At 68.3% G+C, this 12,643-nt stretch carries 11 protein-coding genes and 1 tRNA gene; 9 read left to right on the forward strand and 3 right to left on the reverse strand.

All coding sequences use genetic code 11. From position 1 onward, the window contains the following. Positions 1-312 precede the first annotated feature (312 nt). Together OG804_RS10540 and OG804_RS10545 are read left to right on the forward strand one after the other, a co-directional pair. On the forward strand, positions 313-987 hold the full coding sequence (locus tag OG804_RS10540; protein ID WP_328396390.1) for a GNAT family N-acetyltransferase: 675 nt from the start codon (positions 313-315) through the stop codon (positions 985-987). A 1-nt stretch (position 988) separates the two neighbouring features. Further along, positions 989-2,524, forward strand: a complete 1,536-nt coding sequence (locus OG804_RS10545) for an ATP-dependent DNA ligase (protein ID WP_328396392.1) — start codon at positions 989-991, stop codon at positions 2,522-2,524. Positions 2,525-2,651: 127 nt separating this feature from the next. Here the strand turns inward: OG804_RS10545 and OG804_RS10550 are convergent, their stop codons facing one another. Beyond that, complete coding sequence (locus OG804_RS10550) at positions 2,652-3,059, reverse strand: MarR family winged helix-turn-helix transcriptional regulator (RefSeq protein WP_328396394.1); 408 nt, start codon at positions 3,057-3,059, stop codon at positions 2,652-2,654. A 101-nt stretch (positions 3,060-3,160) separates the two neighbouring features. Between OG804_RS10550 and OG804_RS10555 the strand changes: the two genes are divergently transcribed. Continuing rightward, positions 3,161-3,559, forward strand: a complete 399-nt coding sequence (locus tag OG804_RS10555) for a RidA family protein (RefSeq protein ID WP_328396396.1) — start codon at positions 3,161-3,163, stop codon at positions 3,557-3,559. A gap of 455 nt (positions 3,560-4,014) precedes the next feature. Beyond that, positions 4,015-4,088, forward strand: a tRNA-Pro gene (locus OG804_RS10560). Between the two features lie 334 nt (positions 4,089-4,422). On the opposite strand, the gene OG804_RS10565 is transcribed toward OG804_RS10560, so the two are convergent. Continuing rightward, positions 4,423-5,364 (reverse strand): SMP-30/gluconolactonase/LRE family protein, encoded by a 942-nt coding sequence (locus OG804_RS10565; RefSeq protein WP_328396398.1) that lies wholly within the window; start codon positions 5,362-5,364, stop codon positions 4,423-4,425. 262 nt (positions 5,365-5,626) lie between these two features. On the opposite strand from OG804_RS10565, the gene OG804_RS10570 reads away from it, so the two are divergent. Next, positions 5,627-7,198, forward strand: a complete 1,572-nt coding sequence (locus OG804_RS10570; protein WP_328398302.1) for an alkaline phosphatase D family protein — start codon at positions 5,627-5,629, stop codon at positions 7,196-7,198. A gap of 15 nt (positions 7,199-7,213) precedes the next feature. Here the strand turns inward: OG804_RS10570 and OG804_RS10575 are convergent, their stop codons facing one another. Next, complete coding sequence (locus tag OG804_RS10575; RefSeq protein WP_328396400.1) at positions 7,214-7,756, reverse strand: hypothetical protein; 543 nt, start codon at positions 7,754-7,756, stop codon at positions 7,214-7,216. Between the two features lie 869 nt (positions 7,757-8,625). Here OG804_RS10575 and OG804_RS10580 point away from each other — a divergent pair. Genes OG804_RS10580 through OG804_RS10595 form a run of 4 tightly spaced genes read left to right on the forward strand, consistent with a single transcriptional unit; the run spans position 8,626 to position 12,639 of the window. Further along, complete coding sequence (locus OG804_RS10580) at positions 8,626-9,714, forward strand: ABC transporter substrate-binding protein (RefSeq protein WP_442941787.1); 1,089 nt, start codon at positions 8,626-8,628, stop codon at positions 9,712-9,714. Further along, complete coding sequence (locus OG804_RS10585; RefSeq protein WP_328396403.1) at positions 9,714-10,574, forward strand: ABC transporter permease; 861 nt, start codon at positions 9,714-9,716, stop codon at positions 10,572-10,574. Before OG804_RS10580 ends, OG804_RS10585 begins: the two co-directional genes overlap by 1 nt. Further along, positions 10,550-11,290, forward strand: coding sequence for an ABC transporter ATP-binding protein (locus tag OG804_RS10590; protein ID WP_328396404.1), 741 nt, complete (start codon positions 10,550-10,552; stop codon positions 11,288-11,290). The genes OG804_RS10585 and OG804_RS10590 overlap by 25 nt, the downstream gene beginning before the upstream one ends. A gap of 2 nt (positions 11,291-11,292) precedes the next feature. Continuing rightward, complete coding sequence (locus OG804_RS10595; protein WP_328396405.1) at positions 11,293-12,639, forward strand: LLM class flavin-dependent oxidoreductase; 1,347 nt, start codon at positions 11,293-11,295, stop codon at positions 12,637-12,639. Positions 12,640-12,643 lie beyond the last annotated feature (4 nt).

Below are 12,643 nucleotides of genomic sequence, written 5' to 3' on the forward strand. Positions count from 1 at the left end.
ATTACCTGGCCGGTCACGTCCGCGAGAAAAGCCGCGCATACCAACATCGACGACGTCGCGGCCCCTGCGCGGGGATACGCGGCAAGGAGAAGCCGACCCACTTCGACCCGCGACCGCGCGGGTCGGTCAACTCACGGCAAATCTCATCCGGATCCGGAACACCTCCATTTCAGGACGTGCGGCCAGCAACCGGCACCGGGCATCATGACGGATTTCGACGACTTACGGGCAACTCACGTGGGAGTGCCCCGGGCAGCGCAATACACCTCGGCGGGAGCGGCCGGTCGGCGGACCGAGCCGCATACTCCCAGGATGTCCCCGCTCGCGGATTTTTCTGTCAAACCCGTCCTCTCGGGCCCACAGGTGACGTTGCGACCCTTCATCGACGAGGATCTCGACGCCGTACGTGCGGCGCTGCGCGATCCGGAGGTCCGCAGACTCACCGGCAGCGTCCACGACGAGACGGCCGAACTCGCGCCCGAAGACCCGGCCGAGATCGAGGGATTGCGCGAGTGGTACCGGAGCCGCAATTCTCGAAGGGATCGGCTCGACCTCGCGGTAACCGACAACGCCGACGGCCGGTGTGTGGGGGAGGCAGTACTGAATCAGTGGGACCGCCACAACCACAGCTGCAATTTCCGTATTCTGCTCGGCCCCGCCGGACTGGGTCGCGGGCTGGGTACCGAGACCACGCGCCTGATCGTCGGTTACGGCTTCGAACGGCTCGGCCTGCACCGGATCTCGCTGGAGGTGTATGCCTTCAATCCCCGCGCCCGCCGTGTCTACGAGAAGGTGGGCTTCCGCGCCGAAGGGGTCCTCCGTGAATCACTGCGCTATCGAGACGCGTGGATCGACGCCACCGTGATGTCGATCCTCGCGCACGAATGGTCCGAAGACCGCGGGCACCCGGACCTCGCGGCGGGCGAAACGGCTGGACACAGTTCACGCGCTGATTGCCCGAGCTCCGTGGACATGCCAGGCTGTTGATGTGCTGTTCGCCGAGGTGGCCGCCGCGTCCGCAGATGTCGCGTCGGCGTCGGCCCGGCTGGCCAAGACCGATCGTCTCGCCGCATTGCTGAGCCGCGTCGCAGCACACGGCGACGCGCGACTGGTCGCGGTCACCGCGTCCTGGCTTTCCGGTGAATTGCCGCAACGTCAGATCGGCGTGGGCTGGGCGGCGCTGCGGTCGCTGCCGCCGCCCGCGGCGACGCAGACGCTCACGGTCGCCGATGTCGACGCGCGGTTCACTCGGATCGGCGAGGTGTCCGGGAAAGGATCCCGCGCCGTGCGCGCCGAGCTGGTGCTCGAGCTGTTCGGCAGCGCATCCGATATCGAGCAGACGTTTCTGCGCCGGTTGCTCAGCGGTGAGTTGCGCCAGGGCGCGCTGGCGGGAGTGCTGTCCGACGCGGTTGCACAAGCCTCGGGCATACCCGCCACCGAGGTTCGGCGCGCGGCGATGCTGGCCGGCGCCCTGCCCACCGTCGCGGCCGCGGCGCTCACCGCGGGACGGCCGGCGCTGGCGGAGTTCCGGTTGCGCGCGGGGCGGCCGGTCGGGCCGATGCTCGCGCACACCGCGACCGGGGTGGCCCAGGCACTGGATCGACTCGGCGGCACAGCCGTGCTCGAAACCAAGTTGGACGGGGCGCGGGTGCAGATCCACCGCGCCGGATCGACCGTCTCGGTCTATACCCGCAGTCTCGACGATGTCACCGGCCGGCTCCCTGAGGTCGTAGCGGCCACACTCGCTCTTCCCGCTACCGATCTGATAGCGGATGCCGAAGCCATCGCATTGCGACCCGATGGACGGCCACATCGCTTCCAGGTCACGGCCGCCCGGTTCGGCCGCAAGCATCCCGGCGATCTGGAACCGCTGTCGGTGTTCTTCTTCGACCTGCTTCATCTCGACGGCAGAGACCTCCTCGATCTGCCCACCCGGGACCGGCTCGCCGCACTCGACGCGCTCGTCCCCGGCGCCCAGCGTGTCGACCGCCTGGTGACCGCTGACACCGCTGCGGCACAACAGTTCCTGGACCGCACGCTGGCCGCCGGACACGAAGGCGTGATGGCGAAGTCGCCGTCGGCACCGTACGAGGCCGGTCGCCGCGGCGCCGGCTGGCTCAAGGTCAAACCCGTGCACACCTTGGACCTGGTCGTCCTCGCCGTCGAACGGGGTTCCGGCCGGCGCACCGGCACCCTGTCCAACATCCACCTGGGCGCTCGTGATCCGGCGACCGGCGGGTTCGTGATGCTGGGTAAGACGTTCAAAGGGATGACCGACGCCATGCTGGAGTGGCAGACCAGACGCTTCACCGAACTCGCCGACGGCCCGGCCGACGGATACGTGGTGAGACTGCGTCCCGAACAGGTCGTCGAGATCGCGTTCGACGGGGTGCAGGGTTCGACCCGCTATCCAGGCGGCCTGGCGCTCCGGTTCGCCCGCGTGGTGCGCTACCGCGACGACAAATCCCCCGCCGAGGCCGATACGGTCGACACCGTTCGCGAACTGTACGAACGGGGCGGGTGAAGGGCCGCGGACTCGTCGGAGCCGACCTGCCACACGACGGGCCCGACCGCGGCAGGCAGGGTGGCTGTAAGCCGTCGGTGGGCGAGGCGGGATGCCGCACACGAGGGATTCACCCCCCGATCTCCGATCAGGTGCGGAGCTTGGCGACGAATTCGCTCACCCGGGCATCCGCGGACGCCACGTCCAGCGCATTGGTCAGCACTTCCCGGTAGGTAGGTTCAGCCCTTTGCTGCAGGGCACGCCCCTCCTCGGTTATCACGGTGTACACGCCCCTGCGATCCTTGGGACACAGGTCGCGATGGCTGAGGCCCGCCGATTCCAGGCGGGCGGCCAGGCGGCTGACCGAACTCTGATTGAGGCCGATCAACTCGGCCAACTCCTGCATACGCAACTCGCCGTCGTCGGCGCGCGCGAGCCGGCACAGGGCCTGATACTCCGACAAGCCGATGCCGTGACGCCGCTGCATCTCCTTGGCCAGTCGCTGGGTCACCATGCCGTGCAACGTCACGACCTGATCCCACATCGTCGCGTCCATGCTCCCGCCTTCCCGTGTTGACATCAGATTACATGCAGTGCCATTATCTGCATGCACATACATTAATTGCATGTACATGCAGCCTCTGAGAGGAATTCGCCATGACCGCGCAGCGCGCCGAGAAAATCGCCACCACACCCGACTGGTACGAGCCGTACAAGATCTCGCAGGCCATCAAGGCGAACGGTCTCATCCACGTATCCGGACAGGCAGGCATCGACGAGCAGGGGCGCACGGTCTCGGACGACTTCCTGACCCAGGGACGTCAGGCGTTCGCCAACATCAGGCAGGTATTGGCACAGGCAGGCGCCGGCCTGAACGACGTGGTGAAGGTCGGCATCTTCGTCACCGATATGGCCGCCGACCTCGACAAGGTCATTGCGCTCCGCGGGGAGTTCCTCAGCGAGCCCTACCCCGCCGACACCCTGCTCGAGGTGTCCTCCCTCGCCCAGCCCGACTGGCAGATCGAGGTCGAAGTCACCGCCCTCGCCCGCGACTGACGCCCCGATCCGCACCCTGAAAGGAAAGACCATGTCCGACAGCCCTTTGCTGCGCTCTCCGGCGCGGCACGCTCGACCTGCCGAACCGCATCGCGACGCCCCATGACCAGAGCGCGGGCAGACGACGCCACCAGCATGCCGAACCCGCTCGCCAAGGACTGCTTACACACGCGCCCAGGATGTCCGGCCATATCGACTTTCGGCGGTAGCGGTAGCCGGTGTGCCATTCGCGGCAACGGGATACTGAACAGGACGGCCGCAAGCACCTCCGTTTCAGCACAGGTTGCGCGACCGTCATCCCGTTGCGTTCCGCGCAGTGCGCGATCATCCTCCTGCCGGGTGGGCGTTCCCGGATCGGGTCCGGGTTACCGTCACAACACCCACTTCGACCAGCCGATTTCCCCTCCTGAACACCTCTGAGGTAATCTCATCGGGCGCCTGAACGCGAGGCGCAACGGGCTGTGGCGCAGTTTGGTAGCGCACTTGACTGGGGGTCAAGTGGTCGCAGGTTCAAATCCTGTCAGCCCGACACCTGAAACCCTTCCTGGCCAGTGGCCGGAGGGGTTTTCTCGTTCTGTGACATGACCGCGAATTCGATCACCCCCGGACGCGCTCCGGAACCGCCCCGGAAAGGCTGAGTCGCCGGCGCCCGGCGTTGAGGGAACCCTGCTCCGACCACCCCGGTGCCGATTTCCGCGACCGACGCGAAGAGGCGGACCGGATGTCAGCGCCGACGCAGCGATTTTCGCCGGAGGGCATCATTTCCTGTTGAGCCAACGGTAAATCTGTCGATCGACATCACGAAGTCTCCGGCCCGCGGTAACTCCGGGCCGCTGCCGCCGGGCGACGTCGGCCCGGAATGCTCACTCGGAGTGCGGTATCGCGTGCGGTAGCTCGATGATCTGCCCGGTATGGGTGGTGACGAATACGCTATCGGCCGCGAAGGCGGATTCGGCGGTGCCGACCGTTATTCCGGCGGGCAGCGCAAGGCCGGTGGCGAGGGCACAGAAAGCACCGTCGGTGTCGATCCGCCAGACCTGACCGGCGAGGTACATGGGCGCGTAGAGCCGGCCCTGCGCGTCGATGTCGAGATCATCGAAGAAGGCGTTGCCGAATCCCGGCGGTGGGCGGAAATAGGTGCGGGCGGCGCCGGTGGCGGTATCGATGGCCAGGATGCGGGTGTCGCCGAATGAGACGTTCGCGTACAGGGTCCGGTCGTCGGGTGACAGAGCCAGTCCGTTCGTCGGCGTCTCACGGAACCAGCCGCGGTGCACCGTCCCGTCGGGGTCGACCCGGTCGAGCGCGGGGACGATGTCGTTGGAGGCGTAGACGGTGCCGTCGGCGGCCCGTACCACTCCGTTGCTCATCGAGAGCCCGTCGGCGTAGGGGGTGAGGGCGCCGGTGTCCGGATCCAGGCGCAGCAGGCTCGCCGCACCGGAAGCGGGCGCCTGCAGGGCGGAGGACACCGAAGCTCCGGCACCGACCAGTACCTGTCCGTCCGGCAGCGGTGCGATTCCGCCCGGGGAGGGCACGGACGCGACGGTGCGCGGGGTGGTTTCCGGCGCCTCGAGCATGTCGACGGCATTGCCCAGCCAGTCGCTGATCAACAACCTGCCGCGCTGATCGAAGGCGGCCGCCTCGAACGACCGGGGTTGGGCGACCAGCGTCCGGGGCGGGCCGGACGCCGGGCAGATCGGCGCGACTTCCGCGATATCCGCGCGGTCCTGTGCCACGGCCGGGCCGGCGGCAACGGTGACCAGCAGCAAGCACGCCGCGAATGTTCGGAAGGTCCCCCATGTCGTCACAGGAGCAATAGTGCGGGAGTTGTCCGCGATACGCGAGCCGGCACGGCCGAACACCCGAGATTCGTCCAGGATTCACCGTGAGGCGACGCGGCCGGTCGCGGGCGGCCGGTAGCGGATCACCCGGGAATCCGCCCGACACGCCGCGAGTTGCCTATTCGGTCCGCGTCGGCTGGGATCGGAGAGCGTGAGCACAGGAAGCATCGTCTCGAGCGTCGGCGGCCCGGGCGCCCTGGGACGCCGCGCGGTGTTGCGGGCCGGGGCGATGGTCGCCGGGGCGAGCGGGTTACCGGTCCCGGCCGCGCACGCGGCGGTCCCGGTGTTCGGGCACGGTGTCGCCTCGGGTGACCCGTTACCGGACGGTGTGATCCTGTGGACCCGGGTGACGGTCGGGCCGGGAGCGGTCCCCGGATCGGGCGTCGGCGGCGCGGCGACGGTGGACTGGGAGCTCGCCACCGACGACGGATTCGGCGCCGTGGTCGCCGCCGGAACTGTCACGGCGAGCGCGGAATCCGACCACACCGTGAAGGTCGATGTGCGGGGGCTGGCGGCGGCGCGTGACTATTTCTTCCGTTTCCGCGCGCTCGGGGTGACCTCTCCGGTCGGTCGTACGCGTACCGCGCCGGCGGAGTCCGCGGCGCCGGGACGACTGCGATTCGGCGTCGTCTCGTGTTCGAACTGGGAAGCGGGCTACTTCGCCGCCTACCGGCATCTCGCCGGGCGCGATGACCTCGACGCCGTCGTCCATCTCGGCGACTATCTCTACGAGTACGCGGCGGGCTCGTTCGGTGGTCGCGGCGGCGCGGTGCGCAGGCACGAGCCGGCGCACGAGATCGTTTCGCTCGCCGACTACCGGATCCGGCACGGCCAGTACAAGACCGATCCGGACTTGACGGCCCTGCACGCGCGCGTGCCGTTCATCTGCACTTGGGACGATCACGAATTCGCCAACAACGCCTGGTCCGGCGGCGCGGAGAACCACGACCCCGGATCCGAGGGGAGCTGGCGGTATCGGCGTGCCGCGGCGGCGCGCGCCTATGTGGAATGGATGCCGGTGCGGGCCTCGTTCGCCGACGGGGAAGTCAGGCTCTACCGGCGTCTGAAATTCGGCACCCTGGCCGAACTGTCCATGCTGGATCTGCGCAGTTACCGGGACCGGCAACCCCGGGACGGTTCGCGGGAGGGGGACGATCCGGCCCGTACGATGACCGGCGAGCGCCAGATGGAGTGGCTCACCGCGGGTCTGGTGTCGGGTACCGCGCGCTGGCAGCTGGTCGGCAATTCGGTGATGATCGCACCGCTGGCGTTCCCGCCGCTGGATCCCGCGACCAGCGCGGCGGTCACCGACGTATTCGGCATCCCACGTGAGGGTTTCGCGCCGAACACCGACCAGTGGGACGGATACACCGCCGACCGGCACCGGCTGCTGCGCGCCCTCGCCGACCGCGGGGTCGGCGACGTCGTCTTCTTGACCGGCGATATCCACAGTTCTTGGGCTGCGGATATCCCGCTGGAGGCGGCGCGCTACCCGGCCGGGCCGACCACCGGGGCCGAATTCGTGGTGCCGTCGGTGACGTCGGCCGGGATCGGCGACCTGTTACCGGGACCTCCCCGCACCGCGTCCGTGGCACTCGCGGAGGCGACACGAGCCCTCAATCCGCACATCCGCTACGCCGAACTCGATTCCCACGGCTACGGCGTGGTCGATATCGACACCGACCGGGTGCGGATGGAGTGGTACTACGTCACCGAGGTGACCGACCCGGGTACCGGCATACATCTCGGTGCCACATGGGCGCTCCCGCACGGCGGACGGATCCACCCCGGCGGGCAGTGATCCCGGGCGGTCCGGTCAGAAGAACGGCCAACTGTCGTCGGAACATCCGCTGATACCGCGCCGGGACGGCTGCGGCCCGGAACCGGCGTCGAACCGCCATTCGTGGATCGGCGCCGCGGCCTTCCAGAACAGGTAGCCGGTGTGATCCGCCACGACCTGATAGACGTCGTCGGTGCCCGAGATGCGTTGTGCGCCCACGCAGTAGTCGTTGTAGTCGGTGCCGAACTGGCGGGCGCCCGGGCTGAACTGTCCGGCGGGGTGGGCGATTGCGCCGGGGTTGGCGACCGTACTGGCCTGTTCCACCCGCTCACCGCGATACCAGTAGGGGCCGCCGACCGGATCGGTGCCACAGGAATAGCGCCAGCCGCCCGCGGCGACCGTGGTGCCCTGCCCGTGCGCACCGCCCGCCCACAAGCAGGCCGGGCCGGCGGCACGGGCGGTGCCCACGCCCGAGACCAGGCTCGCGGCGGCCACCGCGGCGGTGAGCAGCACCAGCGCGAGAGCGTGCCGAGCGCCGGCCGGCGCGGAAGGAGTAAGTGCTCTGTGGAGTGCGGTCATCAGCGTCTCCCTTTCGACTCCCGGAACAGATACTTAAAAATCGTCCCGTTATTTAACGGTACGATATTCGACGGCTCGCGCCCTGTCGAGAGCTGAATCACAAACCAAGAGCGGTACCCCTCCCAGAACGACCCACCTCCCCGCACCCAGTCCAGCGAAACCCTCAGAGCTCACGCCCATCCCCGTCCGCTCAACACCCAAAGCTCATGCGCCGAAGGCGCGAGCCCCACACCCAGACCGACAATCCCCCACCCGCCGACACACCGGCCGGCCAACATCCACCCCACACCTCCACAGGTGAACCGCCTTCCTCACCTCCACAATTCACCCACCCACCTCACAAGGTCAGCATTCCGTGGTCGGGGCCCGCCCCGGTTCTGGAGCGACAGAGCGAAGGAGCGCAGCGACTGACCGGCGGAGTGAAGAACCGGAGTTGACAAGGGCCCCGACCCTGCCCCGCCGCAGGCGGGGCAAACAAACACAGTCGGGGCCCGCCCCGGTTCTGGAGCGACAGAGCGAAGGAGCGCAGCGACTGAGTGCCGGAGTGAAGAACCGGGGTTAACGAGGGCCCCGACCCTGCCCCGCCGAAGGCGGGGCAAACAAACACAGTCGGGGCCCGCCCCGGTTCTGGAGCGACAGAGCGAAGGAGCGCAGCGACTGAGCGGAGGAGTGAAGAACCGGGGTTGACAAGGGCCCCGACCCCGCCCCGCCGAAGGCGGGGCAAACAAACACAGCCGGGGTTGACAAGGGCCCCGACCCGCGACGCCGCAGGCGGCGCCGAGAACACCGACCGTGATTCGCGAGCCATAGTTCGGATCACCCCCGAATTAATCATTCCCCCGCGCCGTGAGCATTGTTTCAATTCGCCTATGCACCAACCCCGTTCTCTCGCCGCGCGTCTCCGTCACCGGTCGGTCGCAGTGTTGTTGGCTGTCGCCACCGTCGGAATGGCGTTGACCGGGTGCACCAATAGCGACGAACCCGGCGGCGCGGCCCTCGATACACCGCTGCCCACCGAGGTTCCTCCCGGCACCACCCTCGTGATCGCCGATCAGCAGGAGCGGTTCCAGACCGCCCTGCGCGCGTCCGGCGAGCTGGAGAAGCTTCCGTTCAAGGTGGAATTCGCCAATTTCATCGGCGGACCCGAAATCCTCGAGGCGTTCCGCGCCGGTGCCGCCGATGTGGCGCCGGTGGGCGATGTGCCGCCGATCCACGCGCTGGCCGCCGGGCAGGATGTGCCCATCATCGCCGCGTATCAGACCGACCCGAAGGGCATCAAACTCGCTGTCGCACCGGGGGTCACCGCGACCCGGTTGACCGATCTGAAGGGTAAGAAGATCGCGTACGCCGAGGGTACCGCCCAGCAGGCGGCGGTGCTGCGGGCGCTGGACAAGGCCGGGCTGTCCACTTCCGATGTCGAGTTGGTGCGACTGCAGCTGGCCGATTTCAACGACGCGGTCCGCACCGGTCAGGTCGATATCGCACCGCTCAACGAACCGCGGCTCACGCGTTTCCTGCGCACGCCGGGCGCCACCGTCATCCCGGATTCGGAGACCGAGGGCACCTACTTCGGTCTGGGGTACCTGTATGCCCGCCGCGAGGCGACTCAGGATCCGGCCAAGTCCGCCGCGTTGCGCGCACTGGTCGCGGCGTTCGTGCGTTCCTTCCAGTGGACCAACATCCACCGCGACGAGTGGGCGCGGATCTACTACATCGAGAATCAGAAACTCAGTGCCGAGGACGCCGGCCGGATCGTCGATTCTCTCGGGGAGTTCACCTTCCCGCGGCTGGATCAGCACCTGATCGATCAGCAGCAGGCGACCATCGATGTGATCGACGCGGCGGGTCAGCTGCCGCGTGCGGTGGATGCCGCCGATGGATTCGATCAGCGCTTCGACGAGGTGATCGGCCAGACCGTCACCGCGGCGGGCGCACGATTCGAGCAGGAGAAACGGTAATGGCCACCATCGACATTTCCGCGGGCGCGCGGACCGGCGCCGCTCCCCTCGCGACACGGGCCCGTTCCGCCCGGGCCGCCGGCCGGGTCCGACTCGGCCCCGGCCGTCCGATTCCGTTCGCGTTCGCGCTGGGACCGGTCCTGCTGCTGGCCGGGTGGATCATCGGATCGCTGTCCGGCGCACTCGATCCCGAAACGCTGCCGGCTCCGTGGGAGGTGGCGCGCACGGCGGCCGACCTGGCCGCCGAGGGCACCCTCCAGTCCAATCTGCTCACTTCTCTGCAGCGGGCCGTGACCGGCCTCGCGCTCGGCGTGTCGATCGGGCTGGTGCTCGCCCTCGTCTCGGGATTGAGCCGGATCGGTGAGGCCGTCGTAGACGGGCCGGTGCAGATCAAACGGTCTATTCCGACGCTGGCGCTGATCCCGCTGTTCATCGTGTGGTTCGGCATCGGTGAGGAGATGAAGCTGATCGTCATCACCGCGAGCGTGCTGGTGCCGGTCTATATCAATACCCACGCCCACTTGCGCGGGGTCGATGCCCGGTATGTGGAGCTGGCGCAGACGGTGGGGCTGTCCCGGTGGGGGTTCATCCGCCGGGTCGCGCTCCCCGGGTCGCTTCCGGGTTTCTTCACGGGTCTGCGGCTGGCGGTCACCATCTCCTGGCTCGCTCTCGTGGTGGTGGAGCAGGTGAACGCCACCAGCGGCATCGGCTATCTGATGACGCAGGCGCGCACCTACGGGCAGATCGATGTGATCGTGGTCGGCCTCGTGATCTACGGCCTGCTGGGCCTGTTCGGTGACCTCGCGGTTCGCGCGCTGGAGAGGAAGGCGCTGGCATGGCGGCAGACACTGGCGGACTGACGGTGCGGGTCCGGGATCTGCGCCGCGGGTTCGGGGACCGGATCGTGCTGCGCGGCGTGGATCTCGATATCGCCCGGGGCGAGTTCGTAGCGTTGCTCGGGCGCAGCGGTTCCGGGAAGAGCACACTGCTGCGGGCCCTGGGCGAACTGGATCATGAGGTCGCCGGTGACGGCGAACTGACCGTCCCCGCGGAACGGTCGGTGGTCTTCCAGGACTCCCGGCTGCTGCCCTGGATCAAAGTGCTCGATAATGTCACCCTCGGGCTGACAGGTTCCGGGGCAGGTCAACGCGGCCGGGACGCGCTCGCGGAGGTCGGTCTCGCCGGACGCGAGAAAGCGTGGCCGCGTGAGCTTTCCGGTGGCGAGCAGCAACGGGTGGCCCTCGCCCGCTCGCTGGTGCGGGAGCCGGCGCTGCTGCTGGCCGACGAACCGTTCGGCGCACTCGACGCGCTGACCCGGATCCGGATGCATCGGCTGCTCCAGGATCTGTGCGCACGCCACCGCCCGGCGGTGCTGTTGGTAACTCACGATGTCGACGAAGCGGTGTTGCTCGCCGACCGTGTTCTCGTCCTCGACGAAGGCCGGATAGCGCTCGATCTCGCCGTCGAGCAGGCCCGGCCGCGCCGGCACGGCGATCCCGCCGTGGCCCACTACCGCGAACAACTCCTGGCCGCGCTCGGCGTGGCCGGTGAGCCGAACCGATACGAGGACGACTGACGATGACCGAACCACGACGGCTCAGTCTCAACGCATTCATCTACCCCGCCGGTCATCACGAGGCGGCCTGGCGGCACCCGTCCAGCAGCCCGGACCGGATCTACGACGTCCGCTACTACCAGGAGATCGCCCGCACCGCCGAGGCCGCGACCTTCGACGCGGTGTTCTTCGCCGACGGGCCCGCGCTGCGCACCAATGTCGCCTACAATGCGGCGCCCGGTCTGGAACCGATCACCTTGCTGACCGCGATCGCCGCGGCGACCACGCATCTGGGTCTCATCGCCACGGCCTCGACCACCTACTACGAGCCGTACAACCTGGCCCGGCTGTTCTCGTCGCTGGACCATATCTCCGGCGGGCGGGCCGGGTGGAACATCGTCACCACCGGCACCGATCTGGCGGCGGCCAATTTCGGGCTCGACCGGCATCCCGATCATGCCGAGCGTTACGCCCGGGCCCGTGAATTCGTCGACGCGGTGACGGCGCTGTGGGACAGCTGGGAGGACGACGCGATCCTGCTGGACCGCGCGGCGGGCCGGTACGCGGACCCGGACAAGATCCACACCATCGATTTCGCGGGCGAGCATCTGCGGGTGCGCGGTCCGTTCAATGCGGCGCGCACACCTCAGGGCTATCCGGTGCTCGTCCAGGCGGGAGCCTCCAACGACGGCCGTGCGTTCGCCGGCCGGTATGCCGAGGCCATCTTCACCGCACATCAGCGGCTCAGCGACGCGCAGGCCTTCTACACCGATATCAAGCGCCGGGCACAGGGATTCGGCCGCGCGGCCGATCATGTGAAGATCCTGCCCGGGATCAGTCCGTTCATCGCCGGGACCGAGTCCGAGGCGAAGCAGCTGGAACGGGAGTTCAACGAGCTCACCGTGCCCGAGTACGGCATCAAGCAGCTCGAATCTCTGGCCCATGAATCGCTGCGGCATCTGGAACTCGACGAACCGGTGCCGGTCGAGTTGTTCGCCGACGCCGGCGATGTCACCGACAATGCCGCGAGCCGGCGCCAGGTCGTCGCCGGAATCGTGCAGCGGGAACGCCCGACTCTGCGCGGATTGCTGCACCGCTTGGCGGGCGCGCGCGGGCATCGGGTGTTCGCCGGCACGCCGGAACAGGTGGCCGACACCATCGAGGAATGGTTCCGCTCCGGCGCCGCCGACGGTTTCAACGTGATGCCGCCGTACTACCCCGGTGGTCTGGAGGTCTTCGCCGAGACGGTGGTGCCGATCCTGCGGCAGCGCGGGCTGTTCCGCACCGAGTACACCGGCACCACGCTGCGCGACCATTTCGGGCTGCCCACACCGGTGAGCCGTTTCGCGCCGCAGCCCGTGGCCGGGTAACGCC

The organism is Nocardia sp. NBC_00416 (assembly GCF_036032445.1).
Taxonomy (GTDB): Bacteria; Actinomycetota; Actinomycetes; order Mycobacteriales; family Mycobacteriaceae; genus Nocardia.

Bases quoted from the DNA above. Each gene is read 5' to 3' on its own strand.
- OG804_RS10540 (WP_328396390.1), top strand. From the start codon at position 313: ATGTCCCCGCTCGCGGATTTTTCTGTCAAACCCGTCCTCTCGGGCCCA.
- OG804_RS10550 (WP_328396394.1), bottom strand. From the start codon at position 3,059: ATGGACGCGACGATGTGGGATCAGGTCGTGACGTTGCACGGCATGGTG.
- OG804_RS10555 (WP_328396396.1), top strand. From the start codon at position 3,161: ATGACCGCGCAGCGCGCCGAGAAAATCGCCACCACACCCGACTGGTAC.
- OG804_RS10570 (WP_328398302.1), top strand. From the start codon at position 5,627: ATGGTCGCCGGGGCGAGCGGGTTACCGGTCCCGGCCGCGCACGCGGCG.
- OG804_RS10575 (WP_328396400.1), bottom strand. From the start codon at position 7,756: ATGACCGCACTCCACAGAGCACTTACTCCTTCCGCGCCGGCCGGCGCT.
- OG804_RS10580 (WP_442941787.1), top strand. From the start codon at position 8,626: ATGCACCAACCCCGTTCTCTCGCCGCGCGTCTCCGTCACCGGTCGGTC.
- OG804_RS10585 (WP_328396403.1), top strand. From the start codon at position 9,714: ATGGCCACCATCGACATTTCCGCGGGCGCGCGGACCGGCGCCGCTCCC.
- OG804_RS10590 (WP_328396404.1), top strand. From the start codon at position 10,550: ATGGCGGCAGACACTGGCGGACTGACGGTGCGGGTCCGGGATCTGCGC.
- OG804_RS10595 (WP_328396405.1), top strand. From the start codon at position 11,293: ATGACCGAACCACGACGGCTCAGTCTCAACGCATTCATCTACCCCGCC.